Source organism: Sulfurospirillum multivorans DSM 12446, from assembly GCF_000568815.1.
In the GTDB taxonomy this organism is placed as follows: Bacteria; Campylobacterota; Campylobacteria; order Campylobacterales; family Sulfurospirillaceae; genus Sulfurospirillum; species Sulfurospirillum multivorans.
The window spans coordinates 226,504-253,494 of sequence record NZ_CP007201.1; the positions used below are offsets into that span (position 1 = coordinate 226,504).

Annotated in this window: 30 protein-coding genes; 21 read left to right on the forward strand and 9 right to left on the reverse strand. The window is 40.5% G+C overall.

The features are described from left to right. Position 1: 1 nt before the first annotated feature. From SMUL_RS01185 to SMUL_RS01200, 4 genes are read right to left on the reverse strand one after another with little or no spacing between them, the layout of a single operon-like run. The gene (locus SMUL_RS01185) at positions 2-538 is read right to left on the reverse strand and encodes a DUF2393 family protein (RefSeq protein ID WP_025343441.1); all 537 of its coding nucleotides are present in this window, start codon (positions 536-538) and stop codon (positions 2-4) included. Beyond that, on the reverse strand, positions 528-1,211 hold the full coding sequence (gene hisIE / locus SMUL_RS01190) for a bifunctional phosphoribosyl-AMP cyclohydrolase/phosphoribosyl-ATP diphosphatase HisIE (protein ID WP_025343442.1): 684 nt from the start codon (positions 1,209-1,211) through the stop codon (positions 528-530). The genes SMUL_RS01185 and hisIE overlap by 11 nt, the downstream gene beginning before the upstream one ends. Then, positions 1,208-2,302: a prohibitin family protein gene (locus SMUL_RS01195; RefSeq protein WP_025343443.1), complete on the reverse strand. Its 1,095-nt coding sequence runs from the start codon at positions 2,300-2,302 to the stop codon at positions 1,208-1,210. The genes hisIE and SMUL_RS01195 overlap by 4 nt, the downstream gene beginning before the upstream one ends. Before the next feature lie 18 nt (positions 2,303-2,320). Continuing rightward, positions 2,321-3,235 (reverse strand): branched-chain amino acid transaminase, encoded by a 915-nt coding sequence (locus SMUL_RS01200; protein WP_025343444.1) that lies wholly within the window; start codon positions 3,233-3,235, stop codon positions 2,321-2,323. 287 nt (positions 3,236-3,522) lie between these two features. Here SMUL_RS01200 and bcp point away from each other — a divergent pair, with 287 nt between their 5' ends. Continuing rightward, entirely contained in the window at positions 3,523-3,987 is a 465-nt protein-coding gene (gene bcp, locus SMUL_RS01205; RefSeq protein ID WP_025343445.1) for a thioredoxin-dependent thiol peroxidase, read from the forward strand. A 40-nt stretch (positions 3,988-4,027) separates the two neighbouring features. Here bcp and SMUL_RS01210 read toward each other — a convergent pair whose 3' ends face one another. Further along, positions 4,028-6,904, reverse strand: a complete 2,877-nt coding sequence (locus SMUL_RS01210) for a DUF748 domain-containing protein (protein ID WP_223809743.1) — start codon at positions 6,902-6,904, stop codon at positions 4,028-4,030. Positions 6,905-7,047: 143 nt separating this feature from the next. Here SMUL_RS01210 and SMUL_RS01215 point away from each other — a divergent pair, with 143 nt between their 5' ends. The 11 genes from SMUL_RS01215 to SMUL_RS01265 all read left to right on the forward strand — a co-directional run bounded on the left by SMUL_RS01215 (position 7,048) and on the right by SMUL_RS01265 (position 18,509). Then, the gene (locus tag SMUL_RS01215; protein WP_025343447.1) at positions 7,048-8,136 is read left to right on the forward strand and encodes an epoxyqueuosine reductase QueH; all 1,089 of its coding nucleotides are present in this window, start codon (positions 7,048-7,050) and stop codon (positions 8,134-8,136) included. Positions 8,137-8,169: 33 nt separating this feature from the next. Next, complete coding sequence (gene fabZ, locus SMUL_RS01220) at positions 8,170-8,613, forward strand: 3-hydroxyacyl-ACP dehydratase FabZ (protein WP_025343448.1); 444 nt, start codon at positions 8,170-8,172, stop codon at positions 8,611-8,613. 9 nt (positions 8,614-8,622) lie between these two features. Next, on the forward strand, positions 8,623-9,414 hold the full coding sequence (lpxA, locus tag SMUL_RS01225; protein WP_025343449.1) for an acyl-ACP--UDP-N-acetylglucosamine O-acyltransferase: 792 nt from the start codon (positions 8,623-8,625) through the stop codon (positions 9,412-9,414). After that, complete coding sequence (gene clpX / locus SMUL_RS01230) at positions 9,404-10,636, forward strand: ATP-dependent Clp protease ATP-binding subunit ClpX (protein ID WP_025343450.1); 1,233 nt, start codon at positions 9,404-9,406, stop codon at positions 10,634-10,636. The genes lpxA and clpX overlap by 11 nt, the downstream gene beginning before the upstream one ends. Before the next feature lie 15 nt (positions 10,637-10,651). After that, on the forward strand, positions 10,652-11,686 hold the full coding sequence (locus tag SMUL_RS01235; RefSeq protein ID WP_025343451.1) for a rod shape-determining protein: 1,035 nt from the start codon (positions 10,652-10,654) through the stop codon (positions 11,684-11,686). Further along, the gene (mreC, locus tag SMUL_RS01240) at positions 11,679-12,425 is read left to right on the forward strand and encodes a rod shape-determining protein MreC (protein WP_025343452.1); all 747 of its coding nucleotides are present in this window, start codon (positions 11,679-11,681) and stop codon (positions 12,423-12,425) included. Before SMUL_RS01235 ends, mreC begins: the two co-directional genes overlap by 8 nt. A gap of 61 nt (positions 12,426-12,486) precedes the next feature. Continuing rightward, on the forward strand, positions 12,487-15,744 hold the full coding sequence (gene carB, locus SMUL_RS01245; RefSeq protein WP_025343453.1) for a carbamoyl-phosphate synthase large subunit: 3,258 nt from the start codon (positions 12,487-12,489) through the stop codon (positions 15,742-15,744). Positions 15,745-15,749: 5 nt separating this feature from the next. Further along, positions 15,750-16,190, forward strand: a complete 441-nt coding sequence (locus SMUL_RS01250; RefSeq protein ID WP_025343454.1) for a Sua5/YciO/YrdC/YwlC family protein — start codon at positions 15,750-15,752, stop codon at positions 16,188-16,190. A gap of 46 nt (positions 16,191-16,236) precedes the next feature. Further along, positions 16,237-17,145 (forward strand): hypothetical protein, encoded by a 909-nt coding sequence (locus SMUL_RS01255; RefSeq protein WP_025343455.1) that lies wholly within the window; start codon positions 16,237-16,239, stop codon positions 17,143-17,145. Between the two features lie 57 nt (positions 17,146-17,202). Continuing rightward, entirely contained in the window at positions 17,203-17,826 is a 624-nt protein-coding gene (locus tag SMUL_RS01260) for a hypothetical protein (protein ID WP_025343456.1), read from the forward strand. 62 nt (positions 17,827-17,888) lie between these two features. Further along, complete coding sequence (locus SMUL_RS01265; RefSeq protein ID WP_025343457.1) at positions 17,889-18,509, forward strand: lysozyme inhibitor LprI family protein; 621 nt, start codon at positions 17,889-17,891, stop codon at positions 18,507-18,509. Positions 18,510-18,543: 34 nt separating this feature from the next. Here the strand turns inward: SMUL_RS01265 and SMUL_RS01270 are convergent, their stop codons facing one another. Next, positions 18,544-19,188, reverse strand: a complete 645-nt coding sequence (locus SMUL_RS01270; RefSeq protein ID WP_038532867.1) for a tRNA threonylcarbamoyladenosine dehydratase — start codon at positions 19,186-19,188, stop codon at positions 18,544-18,546. Further along, a complete protein-coding gene (gene surE / locus SMUL_RS01275) occupies positions 19,188-19,973 on the reverse strand; it encodes a 5'/3'-nucleotidase SurE (protein ID WP_025343459.1) in 786 nt (261 codons plus the stop codon). The genes SMUL_RS01270 and surE overlap by 1 nt, the downstream gene beginning before the upstream one ends. Before the next feature lie 133 nt (positions 19,974-20,106). On the opposite strand from surE, the gene lpxB reads away from it, so the two are divergent. After that, on the forward strand, positions 20,107-21,141 hold the full coding sequence (gene lpxB / locus SMUL_RS01280) for a lipid-A-disaccharide synthase (RefSeq protein ID WP_025343460.1): 1,035 nt from the start codon (positions 20,107-20,109) through the stop codon (positions 21,139-21,141). 73 nt (positions 21,142-21,214) lie between these two features. Here the strand turns inward: lpxB and SMUL_RS01285 are convergent, their stop codons facing one another. Together SMUL_RS01285 and SMUL_RS01290 are read right to left on the reverse strand one after the other, a co-directional pair. Beyond that, complete coding sequence (locus tag SMUL_RS01285; RefSeq protein WP_025343461.1) at positions 21,215-21,448, reverse strand: hypothetical protein; 234 nt, start codon at positions 21,446-21,448, stop codon at positions 21,215-21,217. After that, a complete protein-coding gene (locus SMUL_RS01290; RefSeq protein ID WP_025343462.1) occupies positions 21,448-21,696 on the reverse strand; it encodes a hypothetical protein in 249 nt (82 codons plus the stop codon). The genes SMUL_RS01285 and SMUL_RS01290 overlap by 1 nt, the downstream gene beginning before the upstream one ends. 188 nt (positions 21,697-21,884) lie before the next feature. On the opposite strand from SMUL_RS01290, the gene istA reads away from it, so the two are divergent. From istA to SMUL_RS01325, 8 genes are all read left to right on the forward strand, one after another. Next, positions 21,885-22,973: an IS21 family transposase gene (gene istA / locus SMUL_RS01295; RefSeq protein WP_168156756.1), complete on the forward strand. Its 1,089-nt coding sequence runs from the start codon at positions 21,885-21,887 to the stop codon at positions 22,971-22,973. Further along, a complete protein-coding gene (istB, locus tag SMUL_RS01300; RefSeq protein ID WP_025343253.1) occupies positions 22,964-23,782 on the forward strand; it encodes an IS21-like element helper ATPase IstB in 819 nt (272 codons plus the stop codon). Before istA ends, istB begins: the two co-directional genes overlap by 10 nt. 52 nt (positions 23,783-23,834) lie before the next feature. Then, entirely contained in the window at positions 23,835-24,062 is a 228-nt protein-coding gene (locus SMUL_RS16915) for a tyrosine-type recombinase/integrase (RefSeq protein ID WP_158506014.1), read from the forward strand. A 59-nt stretch (positions 24,063-24,121) separates the two neighbouring features. Further along, positions 24,122-24,343, forward strand: coding sequence for a hypothetical protein (locus SMUL_RS01305; protein WP_226980672.1), 222 nt, complete (start codon positions 24,122-24,124; stop codon positions 24,341-24,343). A 21-nt stretch (positions 24,344-24,364) separates the two neighbouring features. After that, positions 24,365-24,604 (forward strand): type II toxin-antitoxin system RelE family toxin, encoded by a 240-nt coding sequence (locus tag SMUL_RS01310; RefSeq protein ID WP_025343464.1) that lies wholly within the window; start codon positions 24,365-24,367, stop codon positions 24,602-24,604. Between the two features lie 214 nt (positions 24,605-24,818). Beyond that, positions 24,819-25,103: a transposase gene (locus SMUL_RS01315; protein WP_025343241.1), complete on the forward strand. Its 285-nt coding sequence runs from the start codon at positions 24,819-24,821 to the stop codon at positions 25,101-25,103. Beyond that, the gene (locus tag SMUL_RS01320; protein ID WP_148295254.1) at positions 25,031-25,735 is read left to right on the forward strand and encodes an IS3 family transposase; all 705 of its coding nucleotides are present in this window, start codon (positions 25,031-25,033) and stop codon (positions 25,733-25,735) included. The genes SMUL_RS01315 and SMUL_RS01320 overlap by 73 nt, the downstream gene beginning before the upstream one ends. 26 nt (positions 25,736-25,761) lie before the next feature. Further along, complete coding sequence (locus SMUL_RS01325) at positions 25,762-26,991, forward strand: IS256 family transposase (RefSeq protein ID WP_025343465.1); 1,230 nt, start codon at positions 25,762-25,764, stop codon at positions 26,989-26,991.

Sequence of the window (26,991 nt, forward strand, 5' to 3'; positions counted from 1 at the left end):
TTTAGTAGCATTCTGCGCTAAGTGACGCATTCACATCGCCACTGTAGACAAAATCATCGAAGACACTTTGGAATTCCATGACACCCTCTTTGAGAAGCGTTTGTTTTACTAGTATCGACTGATTCGCGATCGGTTTTAATCTGTTAATAAACGCTTTAATCCCTTGTGCATCGGTTTGTTTGAAAACAGTGGTATGCACTAAACAGAGTGAAAAATCTTTTGTTGAATGGTTAGTAATGGACCCCTCAACAATCAAAGAGTCAGAAAAGGTCAATTTTTTCACCAGACTGATTTCCGTTGTGGTCGCTCGTGTGATTTCACTGAGTTTTAGTTTGATAAAAAAAGGTGAAACCACAAGAAGAATCAGTGCAATAATAATCATAAAAAGTGAGGCAACAGAAGATTTTTTGGCAATTAAACTTGCCAAGATAATCAATGCTAAAAAGGTAAAAAGTAGCCATCCAAATGCCAAATAATCATAAAGACCAAAATGTTTTACATAGGTCAATAGTGATAATTTAAGGGCATCAATGTTCATTGCGGCTATTTTTCTCCTCTATTCCACTGAGTCCAAAGCGCCTCTCAAGCTCTTTGGAAATGAGTGATGGATGAATGTTTTTAGCGCCGAGTGCTACGAGGGCATGAAACATAAGATCGGCCGCTTCATAGACAATCTCTTTACTCTCACCATCTTTACATGCAAAACAAAACTCACCCGCTTCTTCAACCACTTTTTTCAAAATGCTGTTATCGCCTTTGTGCAGCAGTGATGCAACATAAGAGCTTTTAGGATCAGCGTGTTTACGCTCTTGAATGATATGGTAAATTTTATCGGTGATCGAATAAGCTTCGATCTTTATTTCTGGCTCTTTAGGTATCTCTTCAACGTCTACACGGTTAAAAAAGCACGATTTACGACCCGTATGACATGCAACACCCTCTTGCTCGACTTTGAGCAATAAGGTATCGCTATCACAATCCAAATAAGCCTCTTTAACGTGTTGAAGATGCCCACTGGTTTCACCCTTTTTCCAGAGGCTTTGGCGGCTTCTGGAATAGTAGTGTGCAAGTCCTGTTTGCAGTGTTAATGCAAGCGCTTCTTGGTTCATGTAGGCAAGCATCAGCACTTCACCACTTATAACGTCCTGTGCGATGACAGGCAAAAGCGGTGAAGCATTCCAGTCGATGGAATTTAAAAGTGTTGAACTCATTTGCTTATACTAACTGCTTTCTGGCTATCTTTAGTATCAACCCAAATGTTTGGCACTGCGCCACCAGGTGTTAGGAAAATTTTTGCATCTTTGTTTTCACGAAGTGCTTCATTAAACTTTCCTTGAACTTCAATTTGTCTAAGTGTCAAAAGAGGTGTTGAGATACTGTCGCTGATTTTTTTGTTGGCATACGCATCCGCTTCTGCTTCAATTTTAATCGCATTGGCTTGACCTTGCGCATTAATTTCTCTCGCTTTTGCTTGACCTTCTGCTTCAGCAGCACGTTTTAAAGCTTGTTGGTTAGCGATTTCAACCTCATAACGTGTTCGTTCTACCTCTTGTTTTGCTACTTGTACACGCTCAATTTGCTCTTTGATTTTCACCGGCAAAACAATTTCTCTAAGTTGCATCGTGAGAAGTTCAACAGGTTGACCCGGTTGTGCATCAATCGCTTTACGAATGCCTTCTTCAATGTTAACCGCAATTTCATTCCGTTTTTGAGGAAGTTCCTCAGCGTTAAATTTACCAACAACGGCACGTGTTACATCTCGAACGACGGGATTGATAATTTTATCTTCCCATGACATACCCCATGTTGCAATGGTTTGTGGTGCTGTGGTTGGTTCAAGTTTGTATTGAACGGTGAGTTCAATCGAAACAGGAAGACCTCTAGCATCAAGAACGGAGATAGCAGCATTTCGTTTAATGCCTGAGCCTCTTTGCAGCACTTCGCCCAAATCTTCTGTGGAGGAGTAGTTCATAATACGCACTTTCGTATCAACAATAAAAACTTGTTGAATAAACGGAATGAAAAGGTGAAAACCTGGTTCCATCGGCGTTGATTCAAATTTACCTGCGGTGGCTTTAATACCCATTTCACCTGAGTTAATAATAACAAAAGGTTTTGCCACAACGGCAATGATAATAATGGCAATGAGCACATAGATAATCCCGGCTTTTTTGCCAAGGTTTTTCAAAAAATCAGGAGGTTCGATATTAAAAGGCGTACGATTGTCATTGTCACCGCCACCGCTGTTTCCGCTTCCTCCACCGTTTTTCTTTTTAAAATAATCGTTTAAATCTGCTGGCATAATGTTCCTTTTAGTTGTTTAGATAAATGTTAATAAGTGTTTGTATTTTGGATTGCGTCCGTAGACAACATCAAAGTACGCATCTTGAAGTTGTTTGGTTACGGGACCTCGGTTACCATCCCCTATGATGTAGTTATCGATGTCTTTAATCGGTGTGACTTCAGCAGCTGTACCTGTAAAGAAAGACTCATCGGCAATATATGCTTCATCACGAGTAATGCGTCTGCGCTCAATGGGGATACCTGCTTCGCGTGCAAGATCTAACACGGTTGCTTGGGTAATGCTTTCAAGTGAAGTGTCATTTGGTGGTGTAATTAAAACACCGTCTCTTACGATAAAAAAGCATTCACCACTGCCTTCTGCGATAAAGCCATCTTTATCGAGCAATAAGGCCTCTTCATAACCAGCTTCTAAAGCTTCGTATTTTGCCATTTGTGAGTTAAGGTAGTTTGCCGCGGCTTTGGCTTTACCCATGGTTGAACTCACAGGGTTTCGTGCAAACGAAGAGATTTTAACACGAATGCCATTCTCTAACCCTTCATCACCGAGGTAACTTCCCCATTGCCAAGCCGCGATGGCTGTTTTGACAGGCGCTTGAACGTGGTTTAGTCCCATAATACCGTAGCCTAGATAGATCAAAGGTCTAATATAAACATTTGACGTAAAGTTATTGGATCTTAGCACTTCAATGTGCGCAGCTTCAAGTTCTTCAAGTGAATAAGTTGCTTTAATACGTGTGATTTTAGCAGAATTGAGCAAGCGTTTGGTGTGCTCTCTGAGCTTAAAAATTGCCAGACCATTGTCTGTCATATACGCACGCGTACCTTCAAAAACACCATTGCCATAGTGAAGTGTATGGGTCAAAATATGTACTTTTGCATCGTCCCATGCAACGAGTTCGCCATCCATCCAAATGTATTTTGCTTTATCCATTTTCTACCTTCTTAAAAGTCGTTTTCTAAAGAGATACTATGTTAGCCAAAAATTAATTAAAGATAGTTTTAGTATGAAAAGTTGCGTTATAATTTGGTGACAAACCAAGGCGTAAAAATCATGAAAGTAATGCTTTATTGTGGTTTTACATGTAAAGATATAGGAGCGTATAAAGAGGTGCATTCACCTTGCGATGGGTGCATGACACTGTATTTTTCGCTCTGAGATGACGATACTCAGATAAAATCTGTGGTAATATGCTGAAAAATATAAACAAAGGAAATACTATGTTAACCATAGGCGATAAAGCTCCCGCTCTAAGTCTTCCCAATCAAGACAATGTCGAAATTTCACTCAGAGACCTTGAGGGCAAATGGATCGTGCTCTACTTCTACCCCAAAGACAGCACACCTGGATGTACCACTGAGGCGTGCGATTTTACAGCAGCACTTCCCGCATTTGAAGATCTTAATGCGGTTGTGTTAGGTGTAAGTCCTGATAGCACAGCGTCGCATCAAAAGTTTATAGCCAAGCAAAAATTGGACATTACACTGCTTTCGGATGTGAGTACCGAAGTAGCGCAAAGTTATGGGGTTTGGCAACTCAAAAAGTTTTGCGGCAAAGAGTATATGGGCATTGTGCGCTCAACGTTTTTGATCGATCCCAGCGGTAAAATTGCCAAGCTTTGGTCCAATGTGAAAGTGAAAGACCACGCAAGTGACGTTAAAAAAGCTTTGGAATCACTAAGCTAAAGTGTCATTTGGAGGCTTAAATGCGAGCCTCCAAACTTTCTTAGTTACTCACTGAAATCGAACATCCCACCCACTCTTCACGAATCGCATCACTGGCTTGAGGCTCATTTTTTATAAGTCGCGCAGGTGCTATTTTATACTTTGTCGTCAAGGTTTGAAAGATAGTATCGAAGCGCTTAAGTGCTAAAGCGTGAAGTGCTTCAGGTGCTATCGTAATGCTTTCTGCAATCTTAGAGATCAAAGAATCGTGAATAGCACCAAGATCTAAATTCTCTTCTTTATAGGTTTTCATCAGCTTACTGTACGCATCATCCGAGTATTTTTGAATGAAAAGTTTTTTGATCGTTTTGCCATAACTATCATCTTCTTTGCTTTTTTTAGGAATCAAGGTTTCGATTTGTGCTGTGACATTTTGTTCTTGAAGCGCCTTGGTATCGAGGGTTTCATTGTAACTTGGCGTAATGATGAGTTTGAGTTCCGCTCTTTTGTCTAAAATTTGACGATACTGCTCCATTTTTTCCTCTTCCGAGGCAATAAGTACAGATTCACCAGCCGCAAAATCGATACTTTTAAGATTTTCCGTTTCAATTCCTAGCATAGAGCCTAAAAGTTTAAACGGAGATGTCACAATGCTCCCGATGAGGTTTCCAATCGCTTTCCATACAATGCTTCCATAACGAAATTCAGGGTCATTCAAGTCGCCACTCACGGAGAGGTCAAGGTCAATTTGCCCTCTAGAATCTTTCAAAATAGCAATCGCAAGTCCTAAAGGAAGATTGGATGCGTCTTTACTTTCGATCTTTTCACCCAGGATGAGTGAATCGAGGTTGATTTTATTGGCACCTTCCATGACTCCTTTTTTAATTTTATAGTTCAGATCCATCGAGAGTTTTCCCTCTTTAATCGCATACCCTATGAATTTACTCGTATAAGGTGAAAGAGAAGGCATATCGATGTTTTTAAAGAGGATTTTGAGTGCGGCTCGATCTTTAAAATCAAACGGCAAAACAGATCCATCAATTTTTGTATAGCCGTATTTATCCACTTTTCCTTCGAGTTTGAGCACGGAGGGTTTGGTGCTTTTAGTGTCAAGGGTTGACATCGATCCATTGAGGCGATCTGCAAATGTCGCAAAAGGAAGGAGCAAGGAAGCATCTTTAAAATGCGTTGTTCCTCTTTTGAGTACGATATTGCCAATATACATGGACATCGCATCGTGTGTGGTTGTGGCTTTTTGTGTTTGAGACGACTTTTGGGGTTGTGTGGTTGATGTGTTTAAAAGATTGGAAAAATTGGTGGTGCCATCTTTTTTGATGTCAAGATTGATATAAGGTTTATCCAGCGTGATCTTTTGAATACTAAGTGCTGCAGGAGAGAGATTGTAAGCGATACTGTTAACATTTAGCGTTTCCCATGCCACAAGCGAGTTTTTGAATTTATCGGCGAGTGAAAATTTAGAGACGGTTGCATCTCCTTCGATTTTGAACGTTGGCTTTTGATCAAACGAAGCGGTGAGCTTAGACGTGAGCGATAAGGAACCGTCTTGAATGAGCGTTGTTGTAAAAAGCGTGATGTAAGGTTGCGCTTTTTCTAAAGAGAGTTTAGAGGCATTCATTACCATCTCAAGTGAAGCCGTCGCAGGGATAAAAATACCTTTTGCGTTTAAAGAAGCGGTGGTGTCGATGGTGCTGTTAAAATCATAACTAATAGGGCTATTTTGATCGTGCGTAATGTTTTGAGCCGTTAGTTTCAAAGGTGCCAAGTGGATAGGCGTACTTTTGACATTTTTGTCCGTAACATCAATGGTTGCTTCATTGATTTCGAACGTTTTGAGTGCAAATTTCCACTCATTTTTAGTTTCTTGCGCGGCAGGTGTTGGAGTTTTGGGTTGCGTTGGTCCACTTTTAGGGGTAAACAGTTGTACCAAATTCACCGCATACTCTTTCTCCAACTGCACATCCACAAACGGTTTGGAAAGGGTGGCTTTTTCGATGCTGATGTTAGACGTTTGCAGGTCAAAATCAATCGTTTCAAGTTTGAGAGAAGGCACTTCAACGACTGTTTTTTGCTCCGTATCGACGAAGCGAATTTTTTCCAATAAGGCAGATGCTTTTTCGAAAGATACCAGTGGTTTTTCTTTGCTTAGATCTATGGAAAAAGGAACTTTAAGTGAGAGCTCGCCTTGGGTAAGGGTTGCTGGAATGTTGGGTAATGCGTATCGCCAAAAGTGTGAAATTGGAAGATGTGAAATACCCAGTTCCCCGTAAAATTTGAGAGGTTCAAAGGAAGCACTGCTGGCGAGCGTTATTTTTTCTTCATTTTTTAACATCACTTTGAGTGCGTGAATGCTCAGATCATCTTTGTAAAAACTGAGATTGTTGACCGCATAATTGATAGGGCCAATTTCGAGTTTAAACGGCTCACTGGGGCGTTCATCGCTAAAGTTAGTTTTCGCATTTTGAATTTCAACATGCTCGATGATAAAAGGCATCATCAGACTCGTATCCGTGGTTGTATTGCTTTCGCTCGAAGGGTTTGTTGGAAAAAGGCTCAGGAGTGTTAGATTCCCTTTTGGATCGATTTTAAGGTCAACAAAGGGTTGCTCAAGCAGGAGTGATTTGACAAAAAACTCTTTCTTGAAAAGATAGGTTGGATCGTAATTGATGTAAAGATGCTCCAGCGTTGCAACATCGTTTTTTGCCGTATCGCGCAGTGCAAAATGGTTTACATGTAACTCAAACGTAAAGGGGTTAAAAAGCACTTTTTCCATGGAAACAAAGAGATGAAATTTCTCTTCCAAAAGGGAAGGCATTTGGGTACGCACCCACCATGGAAGGATCACAAAACCACTCAACGTATAAAGCAAAGGGAGAAAAATCAACCAGAATAGTAGACTTTTGAGACACTTTTTGATCATAGTATTCTCCTTCGGTGGTAAATTTATTATACTACAAAATACAAAATTCTATTTAAAAATACGATTAGTTGTATGAGGCAGGAAAGGTTATATGTTACCTATGTTATACTTTATACAAAATTTAAACGTGATAAAGAAATGCCATGCTCGTACATATTTGCTGCTCCGTCGATAGCCACTTTTTTCTTCAAAAACTACAACAAGCGTATCCCAAAGAGAGACTGGTAGGCTTTTTTTACGATCCTAACATTCATCCTTTTAGTGAGTATGAACTAAGGCTTTTAGATGTGAAACGCAGTTGCGATAAATTGGGTATTCCTTTACATGTAGGCGCGTATAATTATGAAGGATGGATCGAAGCCGTACGAGGACTAGAAAAAGAACCAGAAAAAGGAAAACGCTGTTTAGTCTGTTTTGATAACAGGTTAGAAGAGACTGCACGAAAAGCACTGGAACTGGGTGAGAAAGTGATAACAACGACCTTACTAACAAGTCCCAAAAAATCACTCGATCAGTTAGGAAACGCATTGCGTTTGATTGCCGATCGGTACCATCTTGAAATCGCCGTACCTGATTTTAGAAAAGGGGGTGGCACGCAAGAACAATTTGCTCTTGCTAAAGAGGCGATGTTGTACCACCAAGATTATTGCGGGTGCATTTTCGCACTCAGTGTTCAAAGGCAACAGCAACAAAGATGGGCAGATGAATTAAGCTCTCCTTTGCGACCGCAGATACTTCCCTCTTCCATTGAAGCACGCACCGTTTTGTATGAAAAGGTCATGGAATGTGAAGCGCAAAAAATTCCGTTTAAACTGGTGCGCGAAAAGTTTTTAAATTACAGATTGCTTCGCGCATGGGTGAAAAACAGTGAAAAAGAAGTGGTTCCCAGTTATGTTCTTTTTTACTCTACATGTAAAAAAGAGAAGATCAAAGCAAACATCGAATTTATCAACGAAGGTGTTGGTTTTTTAAGCAAAGAAGAGGCGCGGTTTATTGCGCTTGAAACGTTTAATACGTTAGCCAATACGCACTATGAAACACTCAAAGAAATGCTACAAAATCCCCCAACGGTGGAAATTGAAATGGCAGTGAGAAACGCGATAATGAAGTTATCCTTTGCCTCTTTAACCCCTCTTATCGTACTGGATGAGGTGAACGTGGGTGCTTATGAACTCTTCCTTCAAAGCAAAACCTACCATGACATTAGAGAAAATTTAGTATTTATTAGCTAAAATATTAGAATTTTCATTGATAAGGTTTCAAGAATGATAGATGTTATAGAAATTCAAAAAATACTTCCCCATCGTTACCCTTTTTTATTGATTGATCGTGTTGAAGAGCTGATTCCAGAGCAATCAATCAAGGCGTATAAAAACGTGACCATTGGAGAACAAATTTTTCAGGGGCATTTCCCTGGTCATCCCATCTATCCGGGTGTTATGATTTTAGAGGGCATGGCGCAAGCTGGTGGCGTGCTAGCATTTAAGAGTATGAACATGACCAATGAAGAGGCAGCGCAAAAAGTGGTTTACTTTATGAGCATTGACGGTGCTAAGTTTCGAGCTCCTGTTCGTCCTGGTGATAAATTGGAATATCACATGAATGTTGTGAAACATAAAGGCTCCATTTGGGTTCTATCAGGCAAGGCGTATGTCGGTGATGTGCTGATGAGTGAGGCTGAACTTAAAGCCATGATCGTTGATAAATAGGCGGTTACGATGAGTTTAATTTCCCCCCATGCCCTTATCGAAGAGGGTGCTATTATCGGACCTGATGTTGAAATCGGGGCGTTTTGTTTTATTTCAAGTCAAGCTAAAATTGGACAAGGGACAAAAATTGCTCCAGGTGTTCACATCTGTGGCAGTACCACCATTGGCAAGCACAATGAGATTTTTTCGCATGCCGTTTTAGGGTCTATCCCACAAGATCTCAAATACGCAGGTGAAGCGGTTGAACTGATTATTGGCGATTACAATAAAATTCGTGAATTTACTCTGTTCAACCCAGGAACCCTTGGCGGTGGTGGTAAAACGATCATCGGAGACCATAACTTGTTTATGGGCTATGTCCATCTAGGGCACGATGTCATTGTGGGTAATCACTGTATTTTAGCCAATGCCGCAACGATTGCTGGGCATGTTGAGATGGGAAATTACGTGGTCGTTGGTGGAATGACACCGGTGCATCAATTTGTTAAAATTGGCAGTTACGCGATGATTGCAGGAGCGGCGGCACTTTCACAAGATGTTCCTCCGTTTTGTTTAGCAGAAGGCAATCGTGCGGTTTTAAGAGGACTGAATCTGACAGGACTTCGCCGTCATCTGGATCGCCAAGACATTGATGCCCTTAGAAGTGCTTACCGTGAATTATTTGAGTCGGGTCAACCGTTACAAACACAAGCTGCAAAATTGTTAGAAGAACAGCCTAATGTTCATGTTCAACAAATGTGCAATTTTATTATGGAGTCCACACGTGGCATTCCATTTGAGAGGAAAAATAATGGTCAATAGAGAGTGTAGTTTTTGTGGCACGAAAGAGAGTAGTGACACACGTTTGATCGCAGGCGATGATGTTTTCATCTGCGAGCATTGTGTTATCTCCGCCCATAAGATATTTTTTGGAGAAATCCCAGAGCCTTCTGTAAGTGGCAATGAAGAAGCGTTCGATCAAGAGCTTTTAGCACCCAAAGAGCTCAAAAAAGTGCTCGATGATTTTGTGATCGGACAAGACCATGCCAAAAAGATTTTTTCGGTGGGTGTGTATAACCACTATAAGAGAATTTTCAAACAAAGCACTATTGCTGACGATACTGAAATTTCTAAATCCAACATTTTACTCATTGGCCCAACGGGTAGCGGTAAAACTTTGATGGCTCAAACTTTAGCACGCTTTTTAGATGTGCCGATTGCCATCTGTGACGCTACGAGTTTAACGGAAGCAGGTTACGTGGGTGAAGATGTTGAAAACATTCTTACAAAATTGCTTCAATCCGCCAATGGCGATATTAAAAAAGCAGAGCAAGGTATTGTGTTTATCGACGAGATCGATAAAATAGCTCGTATGAGTGAAAACCGCTCCATCACCAGAGATGTTTCAGGCGAGGGCGTTCAACAAGCATTGCTTAAAATCATCGAGGGTAGCGTGGTCAACATTCCACCCAAAGGTGGACGAAAACACCCAAATCAAGATTTTATTCAGATTGATACCACCAATATTTTATTTGTCTGTGCGGGTGCTTTTAATGGCTTGGAAGAGATCATCAAACGTCGTATCGGCAAAAATGTGCTTGGATTTGAGCAAGAAAAACGCACCAAAAGCCAAGATGCAGGACTGTTTGATTTGGCAGAGCCCGATGATTTAGTGCATTACGGTCTGATTCCAGAGCTCATTGGACGTTTACATGTAACCGCAAAACTCTCACCAATTACGCAAGAAGACATGGTGCGTATTTTGACGGAACCTAAAAATGCGATCTATAAACAGTACCGAAAACTCTTTGCAATTGATAACGTCGAGCTCTCTTTTGAGAAAGAAGCGCTTGATTCTGTGGCAGAGCTTGCGATCAAACGCAAAACGGGAGCGCGTGGACTTCGAAGTATTATAGAAGACATTATGGTGGATGTAATGTATGAGCTTCCAGAGTTGGATGGGTACGAAGTGGTGATTACAAAAGATGTGGTTACAAAAGGTGAAAAACCGCTTTATATCAAAAAAGATAAAAAAAGTGCGTAAAAAAGGATTAGAGAGATGATTTTAGACAAGATAATAGGATTTTTCTCAAGTGATATGAGTATCGACCTTGGAACGGCTAATACATTGGTATTGGTCAAAGGTAAAGGTATTATTATCAATGAGCCTTCCGTTGTTGCTGTACAACGCAACCGTTATGGTAAACAAAATATCCTAGCGGTGGGTAAAGAAGCGAAAAATATGGTGGGTAAAACACCAGGTGACATTGAAGCGATTCGTCCGATGCGTGATGGCGTTATTGCTGATTTTGATATGACAGAAAAGATGATTCGTTACTTCATTGAAAAAGCGCACAAAAGAAAAAGCTTTTTACGACCGCGCATCATTATCTGTGTCCCTTATGGTTTGACGCAAGTGGAGCGTAAAGCGGTACGTGAGTCTGCAATGAGTGCGGGTGCGCGTGAAGTTTTCTTGATCGAAGAGCCTATGGCAGCAGCGATTGGCGCAGGACTACCGGTTCGTGAACCCCAAGGAAGTTTGGTCGTTGATATCGGTGGTGGTACGACAGAAATCGGCGTGGTTTCCCTGGGTGGTTTGGTTATTAGTAAATCAATTCGCGTTGCGGGTGATAAGATAGATCTTGCCATCGTGGATTATGTGAAGAAAAAATACAACCTTCTCATTGGTGAGCGAACCGGTGAAGAGATTAAAATCGCCATCGGTACAGCGGTTCCTATGGATGAGCCTATCTCCATGATGGTCAAAGGTCGTGACCAAGTGAGCGGACTTTTAAGCCGCATTGAGCTTACCAGTGAAGATGTGAGAGACGCGATTAAAGAGCCACTTAAAGAGATTGCAGACGCGCTTAAAGATGTGCTTGAAGTGATGCCTCCTGATCTTGCGGGTGATATCGTTGAAAACGGTGTTGTCCTCACAGGTGGTGGTGCATTGATCCGCGGGTTTGATAAATACCTCTCAGACATCGTCAAGTTGCCTGTTTTTGTTGCAGATGAGCCACTGTTAGCGGTTGCAAAAGGTACGGGTAAAGCACTCGAAGAGATCGAACTTTTACAACAATTGTCGAATGAGTAAATTAAAAATTATCATTTTGCTTGGCATCTTTGTGTTTGTATCGTTTCGGTACAGCACGGAGGCTAGGCACATCATAGGTAGCGCGAACACAAAAATTCTTGCTTTCTATGTTGAGATAAAGACCAAAATTCAAGATAAGATCGACGAGCATTTCTCTCAACAAGAAGAGATACAGCGACTCAGAACTGAAAATCAAACCTTGCAAAAATCAGCCGTTCTTTCGATCGCTTTTGCCAGTAAACTCAACGATATGTTAAAAGAACACAATACCACAGGGTATGATCCTCAGGTGAAGATGGTTCAATCCATTGGGTATACCAATCTGAATGATTATGGCAAAGTGTGGCTGAAATTTGATGATTTTAATCAAAGCAAGATTTACGGCTTGTTGCAACAAGGGTATGCTGCGGGCATTGTGGTTTCAAATGATGGGCATCCTCAAGGTTTGCTTTTGAGTGACCCCAAAGCTATTTTTGCGGTTTATGTGGGCAATCAAAAGATGCAAGGTGTTGCGCAAGGCAATAGCAAAGAGCTTTTGGTCAAATACATTTCCCAATGGCTTCAACCTCATGTAGGCGATGAGGTCATTACAAGTGGGCTCGATACGCTCTTTTTTGAGGGAATTAAAGTGGGCGTGGTCACCGAAGTGATTGAAGAAGAGTCTTCAAAAACAGTGGTCGTTAAACCCTATGCAACATCGCATGTACCTTCGTATATGCACGTGATCGTACGCAACTAGTTTTGAATCCAGAGCCTAAGAGGCATTGGGTTGAATACTACATGTAGAATAAAGGAAAGAGATGCCAAAACGTCAAGATATTAAAACCATATTATTAATCGGATCAGGTCCTATTGTTATCGGACAGGCATGTGAATTTGACTATTCAGGAACTCAAGCAGCGAAAACGTTAAAAGAGCTCGGATACCGAGTCGTACTTGTTAACTCCAATCCAGCGACCATTATGACAGACCCTGAATTTGCAGATCGCACCTATATCGAACCGATCACGCCTGAAGTGATCGCACGCATTATCGAAAAAGAGGGTGTTGATGCGGTACTTCCAACAATGGGTGGACAAACCGCACTCAATGTCGCGATGACGATGCACGATCAAGGCATGCTAGAAGGCATCATCTTTTTAGGTGCCAATCCTGAAGCGATTAAAAAAGGCGAAGACAGACAAGCCTTTAAAGAGGCGATGATCAAAATTGGTATGGATTTACCTATTAGTGCGTATGCGTACAATTTAGAAGAGGCGTATGCGGCAGCGGAGAAAATTGGCTTTCCTCTCATTATTCGTGCTTCTTATACCTTAGCAGGTGGCGGTAGTGGCGTTGCGTATAACATCGATGAATTCAAAGAGCTTGCGATGGCAGGTATTGATGCCAGTCCGATTAATGAGATTTTGATCGAAGAGTCACTCCTTGGTTGGAAAGAGTATGAGATGGAAGTTATCCGTGATCGTGCCGATAACTGCATCATTGTTTGCTCCATCGAAAACTTTGACCCCATGGGTGTTCATACGGGAGATTCCATTACCATTGCTCCAGCTCTTACCTTAACCGATAAAGAGTACCAACGTATGCGCAATGCCTCGTTTGCGATTCTTCGTGAAATTGGTGTGGATACGGGTGGTAGTAACGTACAATTTTCCATCTGTCCTGAAACAGGCAGAATGACCGTTATCGAGATGAACCCACGTGTAAGTCGTAGTTCTGCCCTTGCTTCTAAAGCGACGGGGTATCCTATCGCTAAAGTAGCGACGCTTTTAGCGGTTGGTTTTACACTCGATGAGATTAAAAATGACATTACAGGCACAGCGGCAAGTTTTGAGCCTGTTATTGACTACATCGTGACTAAAATCCCTCGTTTTACGTTTGAAAAATTCCCTCTGGCGGATTCTACACTCACCACTTCGATGAAAAGTGTGGGTGAAGTGATGGCGATTGGTCGAACGTTTAAAGAGTCTTTCCAAAAAGCACTCTGCTCACTTGAAACCAATTTGAGCGGATTTGAAAGTATCAAAGCAGATGAAGACAAACTCAAAAACGAGATTAGAAGACCCAATGCCGATAGAGTTCTTTATGTGGGCGAAGCATTCCGTAGAGGTTACAGCGTGGAAGATGTTTTTGCGCTGAGCAAAATCGATCCATGGTTTTTAAGACAAATCAAAGAGATCATTGATTTTGAGAAAAAGATCGATATGTTTATTCTCAACGATGAAAAACTGTTACGTCAAGCCAAAACAATGGGCTTCTCCGACAAGATGATCGCCAAACTGATCAACAAAGAGGACAATTTAGAGCTCACAACCAATGACATCTATTTTGCACGCAACAAACTGGGTATCGATTTTGAGTACAACGAGGTCGATACGTGTGCGGCAGAGTTTAAAGCGCTTACACCGTACCTTTACTCAACGACCAATGTGACCAAACTTCCTTTACATGTAAAGGAAGAAGAGACACAGAAAAAAGTGATGATCATCGGTGGTGGACCAAATAGAATAGGGCAGGGCATCGAGTTTGACTACTGTTGTGTGCATGCGGCGTACGCGTTAAATGATATGGGTGTTAAAACCATTATGTACAATTGTAACCCAGAAACCGTTTCGACTGACTATGACACGAGCGATATTCTTTACTTTGAACCGATTGATTTTGAACACGTGAGAAGTGTGGTTGAAAAAGAGCAACCCGATGGCGTCATTGTCCATTTTGGTGGTCAAACACCCCTTAAGTTAGCGAAAAAACTCACCGTGATGGGTGTTAAGATCATCGGTACAACGGCGCGTGTGATCGATATGGCAGAAGATAGAGAAAAATTCTCCAAGTTTATTACAGAAAACAACATTAAACAACCAAACAATGCAACCGCAACGAGTGAAGAAGAGGCGATCGAAAAAGCAAAAGAGATCGGCTATCCCGTTCTTGTACGCCCAAGTTATGTTTTGGGTGGAAGGGCGATGCGTATCGTTTACAACGAGAGCGAACTTCGCACGTACATGAAGGAAGCGGTGAGTGTAAGCCATAATTCACCTGTTCTGATCGATCAATTCCTTGATCGCGCCATTGAAGTGGATGTGGATGCGATTTGTGATGGTAAAGAGGTGTATATCGGTGGTATTATGCAACACATCGAAGAAGCGGGTATTCACAGTGGCGATAGCGCATGTTCATTACCTTCAATTAGCCTCAGTGATGAACTGCTTGCTAAGATTGAGTCACAAACTAAACAAATCGCCCTTAACCTTGGCGTTGTCGGTTTGATGAACATTCAATACGCCATCTATCAAGATGATGTCTATATGATCGAAGTCAATCCTCGTGCGAGCCGTACGGTTCCATTTGTGAGTAAAGCGACAGGTATGCCGATGGCAAAAATCGCGACACGCGTCATGTACCAAGGCAATCTGAGAGAAGCGCTTGCTTTTTATGACAAATTTGACGTGGTACGCGAAGGCAATGGCATCTTGAAACCTAAAAAGTTCGACCATGTTGCAGTTAAAGAAGCGGTTTTCCCGTTCAACAAACTTCAAGGTGCAGACCTCATTTTAGGACCTGAGATGAAATCAACAGGCGAAGTTATGGGCATTAGCAAAAATTTCCCAGCGTCGTTTGCAAAAAGTCAAATCGCTTCAGCTAACGTGCTTCCTAAAAGTGGTTCTGTCTTTATCTCGTTAGTCGACATTGACAAATCGTTTGCCAAAGAGATCGGGACGAAATTTGAAGCCTTAGGCTTTAAAGTCGTCGCAACGGGTGGCACACACAAAGCCCTTCAAGAAGCAGGTGTCAATGCAGAGTTTGTCTATAAAATCTCCGAAGGTCGTCCAAATATCGAAGATAAACTCAAAAATGGCGATATCGCCCTTGTGATTAACACGAGTGATGCCAAATCAAGCAAAGACGATGCAAAGAAAATTCGCCAAGCGGTTCTTCGCTTTAAAATCCCATACTTTACCACCGTTGCCGCAGCCGCAGCAGCAACGACGGCGATAGAGTACATCCAAGACAAAAGTGCGCTTGAGCCACGTGCTTTACAAGATTATCTAAACTAAATCCCATGAACCCCGACCTTGTTTATCTAGCCCAAACAGAGACAACGGCGGGGTTCCTCTCCCAAAATGCTGAGGCACTCGCTCGCATCAAAAATCGCCCAAGCGGTAAATCTTTTCTCATCAGTGTCGATTCGCTGAGCACACTTCGTAGTTTTACCAGAGTTCCAAAAAGACATAAAAAAAGTGTTCGTAAATCCCAAAAAACAACCTTTGCTTATCCCTGTGGTTTAGCCATTCGTGTGGTTAAAGATGCAGAGCATTTACAGTTTTTACAAAAACTAAAATGGAGTTATTCTACTTCATCCAATCCCAGTGGAAAGGGCTTTGATGAAGTTTATGCCCAAGAGAAAGCTGACGTCATACTCTTTATATGTAAAGGTTTTTTCGAGTCCAAACCTTCTTCGATTTTGAAGCTTGGAAAAAGAAAAATGAGGAAATTACGGTAAGATTTGAATGGTGTTCTCTAACTAACTCAAAGTGAGAAGCAGATTTATGCAAACGCAAAACGATCAAGTGCCCAATCATTTCGATGCGCATTTTATTTTCCAAGCGTTAAATCAAGATATTCATAAAGATAGATGGTCGATTCCTTTCATCATTCTTCTTTTTTTAGCTCTGACGCTTTTACTCTTTCCGATCACTTTTTTATATTTAGTGGGTATGGTAGCTTATGCCGATTTGCCAATTGTAAACCACAGTCTCCTCTCTACATTTAGTACTACAAAATTTGTTTTAGTGCCGTACTCTTTGGTCTTAATCTTTTACTTTTATGCAACCTATAACTCCATTCAAGATAAAAAACAGCATGCGTATGAAAAAGCACACTTTTTTCTTATCACCTCCTTGGTTGTAGGGTGTTTCCCTTTTATATGGTACGAGTATCGCTTAATATGGTATGTCATCTATGCACTGCTTTTTGGCGCAAGTATTTATTACCTTTCGATTGCTTATTTAGGTTATGAAGACAAAAAAGGCGATTTTACGCCCATGAATGAAAATAATTTTATCCGCAATGAAGACATGGGCATCTATGGATTTATCGACGATCCACTGAGCACATCCGATGATATAAACAGGGCAAAACTAACCGTTGCAACCGCTTCGGCTGGATTTACATTGATAGGATTTTTAACGAAAATGGCTTTGCATTCATGGATCTATTTTATTGCAACGGGGAACAAAAAGTATATCTTAGAAGCAGTGCGTTTTTTAGATGCTCTCTTTGAAAATAAGATGAATCAACCGCGTACCAATTTAAGTCATTATGCAAAAGCAATTTTGAGCTATAAAGGGTATATTGTCTTTGCATCAAGCGGTTTGGAAGTCACAGAAAAAAGCAAACAATTAGCAGATAGGGCAAGAAAAATTACAAGAGAAAAAGAATTTTATGAAAACCATTGAAGCAAAAGCCTCTTTACATGTAAAGACGTTAAAAAAGAAAATGAGGAAATTACGGTCATGAATCTGCATAAGCTCAAAGAGGCAGAAGCCTATTTTTTGGAAATCTACCCACAAGGTTTTGAAGATGTAGGACTTTTGCCCATCATCAAACGACACAATACCGCGAAAATCGGCGAACAAGTCCGTGAGCTGTTCGCCAAAGAGAACTTCACACAGCCCGAGATCATCTGCGAAAACTTCACCAAAATCGTCTCAAAATCAACCCTCATATCACTCTTTGAAAAACCAAAAGTAAGAGATATGATCAAATCGATGCGTATGGAGCGAAGAGATATGTTCGCTATTGGTCTGTATGAAATGCTTTATGGTGATCAAAAAGAGGGATTTGACACTTTGGTAGAGGTGCTCTCATTTTATAGTTTGGCAAAATGGTCTATTGTAACACTCATTCCTTATTATTTCTACAGAGACAAAGAGTTTTTCATCAAGCCTACAACCACCAAAAATATCATCACATTTTTTGAGATAGAAGGGTTAGTCTATAAGCCAAGACCGAGCTATGAATTTTACGTGCAGTATACAAAAGTTTTAGAATGTATGAGAGCGGAAGTTAGTGAGAAGATAAGTCCTAATGATAATGCTGGGTTTACGGGATTTTTGATGATGGCGATGGAAGAGTAATTGGATATAAAAGACAATATTGGAAAAGTTTTTAAAATAGACAATTTGGTGTGGAGACATATATGAGATGTTCTATCTTGATATTTATTCTTTTAGTGATTAGTAGCGAAAATATGTATAGTGCCAGTTTTGACTGCACAAATTCAAAAACAACAATTGAGAACATGATTTGCTCCGATGAACTCTTATCTGAGGTTGATGAACAATTAAACCATGAGTATCAAGATATTCTTAATAACTTGGAAATGGAAGAAGCTGAACAAATAAAATATAAACAAATAGAATTAGAACGCAAAAAATGGTTAATAAAAAGAGATCAATGTAGAAATATAGAGTGTGTCTATGAGGCGTATATTGAGCTCGCATGCGAAGGAAATCGCATAGGTTCATATAGAGGAGCTGGTGAATGTTTTGATCTAAAACTTAATACTTTAGAGCGATACTTAAACGCGATAGAAGAAGAATACGTGAAAAAAATTCTTGTTCAATCTGAGAATCCAGAATATTTGAAAAGCGTAGTGGAAGATGAAAGAATCAAATGGAAGCAGTACCGTAACTCCTATTGTGAGCTTGTAGGTCAAGTTACAGGTGGTACGGACGGATGGAAAAGTGTTTGGACAGTTGATTGTAAAGTTGAAGAGACAAACAAACGGATAGATTGGTTAAAAAATGGTTGGCACTAACAATTAAGAAGAGGTTGTGTATTCCTCTCCTTTTTTACATTTTATCCGTTAATTTACGAATCGCCAACGAAGCAAGCGTCAAACCAAACGAAGCGGTCACACACATCAAACTTCCCATCTCTTTACAAATAGGCTTTTCATCCGAAAACACCGTTAAAAACGAGCCTTGAAAACCTGTTTTTTTAAGCCCATCTCTAAAGCCCTTTGCTAGCATATCGCCATACGTGTCCCAAATAGGGGCATAGTGAATTTTAGTTGGGTCAATTTTTTTCGCACCACCTGCGGAGCTTAGAAGTTTGGTGTGGGCTTTGTGCGCCACGGCGATTTTCGCTTCCATATCATCGATCGCGTCAATGACGATGTCGTAGGGTTCAAAGTCAAAACTCTCGACCCATTCAGGGGTAACTTTTGCTTCGATGGGTGTTACGCCTTTGTAAAGGCTTGCCATATGCAAGACTTTGACTTCGCCCACGGCTTCAGAGCCTAGCTGTCTGTTTTGGTTGGTCACATCGTAGGTATCAAAATCAACGATGGTGATGTCACTGATACCTGTGCGGTAGAGTGCGTCCAAACAAGGGCTTCCGACACCGCCGATGCCTAAAAGAAGTATTTTTGCTTGTTGGAGTTTTTCAAAGTCTTCACCAAAAACGCGTCTAACACGTGAATAACGATCTTCCATTATTTTATCCATTCTTTTAACGTTTCAAGTTCATCGTGTGCGGTCATATCGAGTTTGATCGGGGTGATGGAGACGTAGCCATCATCAATGGCGCTGAGGTCACAGTCATCTGCCTCACCTTTTTTCCACTCCAGCGTATGAACGCCCAGCCAGTAGTACTCTTCTCCTCGTGGATTTCGGTGCAGATGCGCGTCGTTGCCGTACATTCTATAGCCTGCGCGTGTAATTTTGTAGCCTTTGCACTCTTCGGGTTTGAGCGGAGGAATATTGACATTTAAAAAGCGACGCTCTGCAAGAGGAAAAGTGCCGTCTAAAATGCGTTTAGCCAGATCGTACACGGTTTGCTCTGCGAGATCATAGCCGTGGGTGAGTTCAATGTTTTGAGGACCACCGGTGTAGACTTGGGAGATGGCGATGGCGGGAACACCGTGCAAGGCTGCTTCCATTGCCGCACTCGCTGTTCCGCTATACGTGATGTCTTCGCCTAAATTGGAGCCTTTATTGATGCCACTTACGATCAAATCAGGTTTTGACTCTCCCTCAAAAAGGGCGTTCAAGGAGAGATAAATACAGTCCGTGGGCGTGCCATCGTCAAGTTTGAAAAAATCATCGCCTATGGCAACAAAACGAAGGGGACGTGTAAGAGTAAGTGAGTGTCCGCAGGCGGATTTTTCAGACGTGGGGGCTACAATGGTTACTTGCCCTAAAGGACGAAGTGCGCGAGCAAGGGCGTGAAGTCCAGGACTTTCAAAGCCATCATCGTTGGTAATTAAAATACGTTTCATTGAAATGCCTATTTTTTAGTTACATTATAACGAAAGAGGCTTATAGTTGACTTCCTTTTTAGCTCGTAAAAGAAGTCTATTTTTAAGAGATTTTTGTATAGACTTCGTGTAATAGAATGTAAAAGGTACCATTTTGAAATTACTTGTCTCCGCCCTAGAGCCATCCGCCAATTTACACTTAGAGCCTATTTTAAATGCCCTTGAGCAGTGCGAAATTTATGGCATCTTTGATGAGCGTTTTGGCAAACCTTTGATGCCCAGTCGAGCTTTTTCGATTATGGGTTTTTTAGATGCTTTACCAAAAATCCGTAAAGCCAAAAAGGCGATTAAGATTATGGCGCGTATGAGTTTTTTTGTGGATAAAGTGCTGCTCATCGACTCACCTGCGTTTAATCTTCCGCTTGCCAAGGCGATTAAAACGATCAATCCGAATGTCGAAATCATTTATTATATTTTGCCAAAAGTGTGGGCTTGGAAACCCAAACGTGTCGCCGCGATGGAGAAGTATTGCACCGTTTTAGCTTCCATCTTTCCGTTTGAACAGCAGTTTTACACCAAAGCAACCTATGTGGGCAATCCTTTGCTGGATGAAATTCCTCTGTTTAAACTGCGCTATGAAGAGACGGGGATTGTTTCTTTTTTCCCAGGGAGTCGTAAGAGTGAGATTCGCAGTCTTTTCCCGATTTATAAGGAGTTGGCTTCTAAAATTGAGGGAAAAGAGAAATGGCTGGTGATTCCTGCGCATTATGATTACCGTGAAATTGCAGAGATTTATGGCGATATTCATGACTTTAAAATTTGTCGTAACACGTATGAGGCGTTAGAGCAAAGTGAATTTGCGTTTGTCTGTTCAGGAACGGCGACGCTTGAAGCTGCCCTTGTAGGAGTTCCATTTGTCTTGGCGTATAAAGCCAAAGCGCTGGATTATTGGATCGCGAAGCAGTTTGTGAAGCTTAAACACGTGGGATTGGCGAATATCATTTTCGACTTTGAAAACAAAGAACCATTGCATGAGGAACTGTTGCAAGAAGAGGTGTATGCGCAACGTCTGTTTGAAGCGTATGAGAGTGTGGACAGAGAAGCATTTTTTAGCCGTATCACCGAGCTTAGGAAGATATTGGGGCATGGAAGTCAAGAGGCAATGATAAGCATAATGAAGATTATATGATGATTTGTCAAGAGGTAAAGCGGTTTTTTTAAAAGATTGTGATTTTTTTGAAGTTTTTAGAGGAAAGAGGCGTTTAAGCCTCTAACCTTGTTTTAGAGTCAAGTTGCTTGATAACCATGTCAAGCTTAGTGTTCAGAACTGCTAAAAGCTCATGTTTTTCTGTAGCATCTTTTTGTGCTTCTTTTAATTCTCGAATATCTTCCTCATTACGTTTTACTCGTTCTCTAAGAGAGAGAATAACAGAACCAAAAGCGATCACATAACCAAAAATGGCAAGAGCTAAAGAAATCCACTCAAAAACTGACATTAAGCGCCTACCGCAACTTCACGCATTGTAACAAAAACAGTATCAGCTTTAACACCGTTGATTGTTTTACCAACGAGAGCCGTTTGAATTTCAACATCGGTTACACCTGCTTTAGCTAAAAAGCCAAAGTATGTTTTAGAACCCGTTGAAGAAGCAATTTGGATACGTACATCGTGATATGATGTGATACCTGAATCGGTACCGCTCTCACTTTGTTTTGTATAACCTACATATTCACCATCCAACATAGCCGCGCAAAATGCGCTAGCCGCGGTGTCATCAGCAGGTGTCAGACGAAGTGCTAAACTCGTCAGTTGAAAATGTAATTTGAACGTTGCATTTTGATTTAAAACCTTAAGAAACCAAGTTAAATTGGTTAAACTCCATTTTCAAATTTCTGGAAAGGAGTTGAGTGTTAAAAAAAGGTGAAATTAAAATGATAAAGAAGTTTTTAGCTGAGGGTTTGAGTAAGAGTGCCATTGCACGAAAGTTAGGTATTTCAAGAGATACCGTAAGGCGTTACGCCAATCTTCCTGATGATTATGTTCCTCATATTAATCGACCTCCTGTCATCAATAGTGTTGATCCTTATCTACCGCATATTGCCAAGATGTTAGAGATGGCAGAAGCGACGAAAAGTGAAATCCCTTTAACGGTTATTTATGAAGAGATTAAGAAGCTAGGCTATGAGGGAAGTTTGCGTTGGTTGCAGCAAGTTATCCAAAGATATGAGTTAAGAAGTCGAGCCAAATTGGATGAACCTATCATTCGCTTTGAAACCAAACCTGCCCAACAGATGCAAGTCGATTGGATAGAGTTTCCAAAGGATAATTTATCAGCATTTGTGGCAACGATGGGATATTCTAGGGCTTCGTATGTGGAATATGTCAATAATGAGAAGATAGAGACGCTCATTGGATGCCATATGAATGCCTTTAGCTACTTTGGAGGTGTTCCAACGGAGTGTTTGTATGACAATATGAAAACGGTTATTTTAGGACGGAATAGTTATGGCAGAGGCAAACATAAACTCAATCCACTCTTTGAGGACTTTGCCAAACACTGTGGCTTTAGCATCAAAGTCTGCAAACCCTACCGTGCCAAGACCAAAGGAAAAGTAGAGAGATTTAACCATTATCTACGGTATAACTTTCATAATGGATTGATAGTGAGACTTTCTATGAAGCATTATGCATTAACGCTGGATAATGCGAATGCAGAAGTGCTCAAATGGTTGGATAATACCGCCAATAAACGCATCCACCAAACAACATTACAGATACCATTTGAATTATTAGCACAAGAGCAGCTGCAACTGCGTCCTGTGCCTAAAGCCTATCAAGGAATCCACCCTAAAGCTTTGATTGAAAGTGTAGCTAAAAAATATACGCCAATCAATTCATACCATGACATCGATAAGCTCTACATTCCCCATCGTGACATTCAATGCTACGATGAGTTTATCCCGATCGTTGCCAATATTATTCTTCCAGTTGGATTATACGGTGGTGCATTATGGAATTAATTGTATCCATTGAAGCACTCTGTAAAGAGCTGAATCTCTCCACCATTAGTACACACTATCATGAGATAGCAACAACAGCAGCCAAAGAGAATTGGCAGTATGTTCAGTTCCTTGAGGAACTCTTACGCCAAGAGGTGGATAATCGCTTAGGACGCTCCAAAAACACATTGACAAAGCTTGCAGGCTTCCCCGTTATTAAAACCCTAGAGCAATTTGATTACACTTTCTCAGTAGGCGTAAACAGAAAACAGATTGAAGAGTTATCCAATCTCACCTTTGTAAAGAAGCATGAGAATATCATCCTCTTAGGTGAAAGCGGTGTGGGTAAAACCCATCTGGCTATTGCTCTAGCATTAAGAGCTGTACAACATCGCTACAAAGTGAGATTTACCACCATCAGTGAACTCTTAAGCAGTGCCAATAGAGCTAAAAAAGAGAAAAAATACGATAGCTTTCTCAAATCCATCACAAGCCCATCGGTTCTTGTTATCGATGAGATTGGATACTTTAATATGAGTAAAGAAGAAGCTAATCACTTTTTTCAAATTATCTCTAAACGCTATGAAAAAAGCTCCACCATCTTTACATCAAATTTGGTATTCAGTAAATGGGTTCAAGTATTTGCAGGGGATAAAATCGTTACAACAGCTATTTTAGATAGAGTATTACATCACTCACATATCATCAATATTCAAGGAGACAGTTACCGACTTAAAGAGAAAAAACTAACAGGAGTTTTACACTCAGAAATCTATAAGTTTGAAGCTAAATCTTCAAACCTAGAAGGTCAAAATTCAGAGGTGGTTTAAGTTTCAATTCGCAACTTTCTTACATTAAAAACTGACGACTTCTGCGCTTCGCTTGACAGCACTAAATCTTCTTTTTAATAAAAATCCCAATGCTGATAGAAAACAAAAAGTTGTGCAACACTCATTAAGACATACCTTTGCCACCACAGTTTTAAATAATGGTGCTGAACTTAATACCGTGCGCCACCTTTTAAATCATCGCTCTATTGAAACAAGTTTACGCTATTCAAAAATGGCTGATTCTACCATGAATAAAGCAGTTGAAAATTTATATGACTAATCATTATTTATTATGTGCTATAATGATGTTTATACATCACTACGTTATGAAAGGAGTATATGATGCATAGAATTAGTTTAACCATAGATAAAGAGCTTTATGAACAAGCAAGAGCATTTGGTTTTATAGAAAAAAAATCTGTTTCTCAAATTTTACGCGAAAGCTTGGAAGTTTATTTTAAAACATCAAATTCCAAAGATAAAGCAGCTCTGATTTTAGATGCCAAGACAAGAAGATGTTTTACACATCTTGAATTCAGATACGTTTACAGATCAAAATGATTTTGCTAAAAAGTATAATGTGTGAAAATATCATTCTCAAAAACGTTTGAAAAAAGCTTTTCAAAATATGACCATACTTTACAAAAGCGCATTTATGATGCGATTGTAAAATTACCAGAAGGTGATGTCAAACGATTAGCGGGTGATGACATACCACCCATTTTTAGATTGAGGGTTTCGAAATATCGCATTCTTTTTTATATGAATGACATTGAAATCAAAATCTTAAAAGTTGATAGTCGAGGCGATATCTATAAATAAGATTCTCCGCCTCGGCTTTCGATAAACTTTCCTTCTAAAAATTCTCAGAAAAATTTTGAAATGTATTATGCAAAACCAATGTTGCCTTCTTAGATATTGCATTAATATACTTTTTCATAACTCATTGGAATGACCCCACAATACTAGACACTCTTGAAACTGTTAATCTGGTCGATAATGACCAAATAAAATACCAAGAGGAGAAAGTCATTCCATGGCAAATAAACTATACACAGACGAGTTCAAACAAGAGGCTGTCAACCAAATTATCAAAAATGGTTATCCCATTAAAGATACTGCACAAAGATTGGGAGTGCATCCTGATTCGCTCAAAGCATGGATAAAAATCTACAGTAATCCGCAAAGTACCTCACAACACCAAGCTTCCAAAGATTTGTCATCGGAAAATAGAAAGCTCAAAGCAGAATTAAAAAGAGTCACAGAGGAGCGCGATATTCTAAAAAAGGCCGCAGCGTACTTTGCCAAAAACCAAAAGTAAAGTACGCCTTTATCAAAGAGTATGAGCCACTCTATCCTGTGAGAAGAATGTGCAAAACTTTGCAAGTTCATTTTAGTGGTTATTACGCATGGGCTAAACAACCAGAGTCAAAGCGTGACATAGCTAATAAAGTTGTGTTGCACCACATTAAAGAGGCTTATGAGCATAGTGGGCGTATTTATGGATATCGAACTGTTACAAAAGATCTTGTGGCATCAGGTATTGGTGTTAATAAAAAACGCGTTGCAAGATTGATGGGTGAAGCCAAACTCTTTGGTGCAGGTGTAAAGCAGAGAAAACCTCGTTACAAAAAAGGGAAAAGACATGTGGCGCATCCTAACCATCTTGGACAGTGCTTCAATGTTCAAGAGCCAAATCACACATGGGTAACAGATATAACCTATATCAAAACATACGAAGGATGGTTTTATTTAGCAGTTGTATTAGATCTTTTTAGCAGAAAAATAGCAGGATGGGCAACAAGTCATCGCATGACAACTGGGTTGGCTCTAAAAGCCCTGGAAATGGCAACCTTTAGACAAAAACCACATCATGAAGTGATTGTACACTCAGACCAAGGCTCACAATATAGCTCATACGGGACCGTTCAGAATTCTGTGTCAATCGGGTAAAATAACAAATACCCAAGGACACAGATATGAAGATAGAAATAGACGTAGAGCAATTTGCTCAAGATATTAAAGCCGGCAAGAGTATTGGTGGCTCAAATGGAGCCTTAGGATCACTCATCAAACAGCTAACCGAAGCCGCGCTAGCAGCTGAGATAGATTCGCACCTCTCCCAAGACCTCAATAGAAATCGAAAAAATGGCTATAGTTCAAAGACTATGAAAAGCGATCATGGTGCCTTTGAACTTGATGTTCCAAGAGACCGTAACGGTAGCTTTGAACCTGAAATCGTAAAGAAAAACCAGACCAGCATGACGAGTGAAATCGAAGAGAAGATTCTTTCTCTCTTCGCACTTGGCAATAGCTATTCCCAAATAGCCAAACACATAGAGGATTTTTACTGCGTAGGCTTCTCTAAAGCCACTATAAGCGCCGTAACCGACAAGATAATACCAATGCTTCAAGAGTGGAAAACAAGACCCTTAGAAGCTGTGTATCCATTTATATTCTTAGATGCCATTCACTACAAAGTAAAAGAGGATGGTCGCTACATCTCAAAAGCATTTTATACAGTGCTTGGTGTTCGAGTGGATGGCAAGAAAGAAGTCTTGGGACTTACCTCAAGAAAGGAAGTCTTGGGACTTTACCTCAATGAAAGTGAAGGCGCCAAATTCTGGCTACAGGTGCTTACCGATTTGCAAAACCGTGGCGTTAAAGATATCCTCATTGCTTCGGTAGATGGGCTTAAAGGCTTTCCAGAAGCGATAAACTCAGTCTTTCCAGATACGGAGGTGCAACTCTGTGTAGTTCACCAAATACGCAACAGTCTCAAATATGTGGGCTCTGCTTATCAAAAACAATTTGCTAAAGAACTCAAAGCCGTCTATCAAGCTTTTACCAAAGAAGAAGCAGAATTTGAGCTTGATAAGTTGGAAGAAAAATGGGGTAAAAAATACCCTATCGTCTTTCAATCTTGGAGAAATAAATGGGATAATTTATCTGTCTACTTCCAATATCCAGAAGATATACGTAGAGTTATTTACACAACTAATATCATCGAATCAGTCCACCGCCAGTTTAGAACTCTAACGAAAACCAAAGGTGCTTTTCCCAATGATGATAGCCTGCTAAAACTACTTTATATGGGGATTCAAAATGCCCAGCAAAAATGGACTATGCCAATTAGAAACTGGAGCTTAACAATCTCTCAATTAGCCATTCACTTTGAGGGACGGCTTGATGACGCTTTAAACTTATGA

Coding starts and splice junctions, on each gene's coding strand:
- SMUL_RS01235 (WP_025343451.1), top strand. CDS start 10,652: ATGATTTTAGACAAGATAATAGGATTTTTCTCAAGTGATATGAGTATC.
- fabZ (WP_025343448.1), top strand. CDS start 8,170: ATGATAGATGTTATAGAAATTCAAAAAATACTTCCCCATCGTTACCCT.
- SMUL_RS01315 (WP_025343241.1), top strand. CDS start 24,819: ATGGCAAATAAACTATACACAGACGAGTTCAAACAAGAGGCTGTCAAC.
- SMUL_RS01250 (WP_025343454.1), top strand. CDS start 15,750: ATGAACCCCGACCTTGTTTATCTAGCCCAAACAGAGACAACGGCGGGG.
- SMUL_RS01305 (WP_226980672.1), top strand. CDS start 24,122: ATGATGCATAGAATTAGTTTAACCATAGATAAAGAGCTTTATGAACAA.
- SMUL_RS01215 (WP_025343447.1), top strand. CDS start 7,048: ATGCTCGTACATATTTGCTGCTCCGTCGATAGCCACTTTTTTCTTCAA.
- SMUL_RS01290 (WP_025343462.1), bottom strand. CDS start 21,696: ATGTTGGATGGTGAATATGTAGGTTATACAAAACAAAGTGAGAGCGGT.
- istA (WP_168156756.1), top strand. CDS start 21,885: ATGATAAAGAAGTTTTTAGCTGAGGGTTTGAGTAAGAGTGCCATTGCA.
- bcp (WP_025343445.1), top strand. CDS start 3,523: ATGTTAACCATAGGCGATAAAGCTCCCGCTCTAAGTCTTCCCAATCAA.
- SMUL_RS01255 (WP_025343455.1), top strand. CDS start 16,237: ATGCAAACGCAAAACGATCAAGTGCCCAATCATTTCGATGCGCATTTT.
- mreC (WP_025343452.1), top strand. CDS start 11,679: ATGAGTAAATTAAAAATTATCATTTTGCTTGGCATCTTTGTGTTTGTA.
- lpxA (WP_025343449.1), top strand. CDS start 8,623: ATGAGTTTAATTTCCCCCCATGCCCTTATCGAAGAGGGTGCTATTATC.
- clpX (WP_025343450.1), top strand. CDS start 9,404: ATGGTCAATAGAGAGTGTAGTTTTTGTGGCACGAAAGAGAGTAGTGAC.
- SMUL_RS01265 (WP_025343457.1), top strand. CDS start 17,889: ATGAGATGTTCTATCTTGATATTTATTCTTTTAGTGATTAGTAGCGAA.
- SMUL_RS01185 (WP_025343441.1), bottom strand. CDS start 538: ATGAACATTGATGCCCTTAAATTATCACTATTGACCTATGTAAAACAT.
- surE (WP_025343459.1), bottom strand. CDS start 19,973: ATGAAACGTATTTTAATTACCAACGATGATGGCTTTGAAAGTCCTGGA.
- istB (WP_025343253.1), top strand. CDS start 22,964: ATGGAATTAATTGTATCCATTGAAGCACTCTGTAAAGAGCTGAATCTC.
- SMUL_RS01285 (WP_025343461.1), bottom strand. CDS start 21,448: ATGTCAGTTTTTGAGTGGATTTCTTTAGCTCTTGCCATTTTTGGTTAT.
- SMUL_RS01325 (WP_025343465.1), top strand. CDS start 25,762: ATGAAGATAGAAATAGACGTAGAGCAATTTGCTCAAGATATTAAAGCC.
- SMUL_RS01200 (WP_025343444.1), bottom strand. CDS start 3,235: ATGGATAAAGCAAAATACATTTGGATGGATGGCGAACTCGTTGCATGG.
- carB (WP_025343453.1), top strand. CDS start 12,487: ATGCCAAAACGTCAAGATATTAAAACCATATTATTAATCGGATCAGGT.
- SMUL_RS01195 (WP_025343443.1), bottom strand. CDS start 2,302: ATGCCAGCAGATTTAAACGATTATTTTAAAAAGAAAAACGGTGGAGGA.
- SMUL_RS01210 (WP_223809743.1), bottom strand. CDS start 6,904: ATGATCAAAAAGTGTCTCAAAAGTCTACTATTCTGGTTGATTTTTCTC.
- SMUL_RS01260 (WP_025343456.1), top strand. CDS start 17,203: ATGAATCTGCATAAGCTCAAAGAGGCAGAAGCCTATTTTTTGGAAATC.
- SMUL_RS01270 (WP_038532867.1), bottom strand. CDS start 19,188: ATGGAAGATCGTTATTCACGTGTTAGACGCGTTTTTGGTGAAGACTTT.
- hisIE (WP_025343442.1), bottom strand. CDS start 1,211: ATGAGTTCAACACTTTTAAATTCCATCGACTGGAATGCTTCACCGCTT.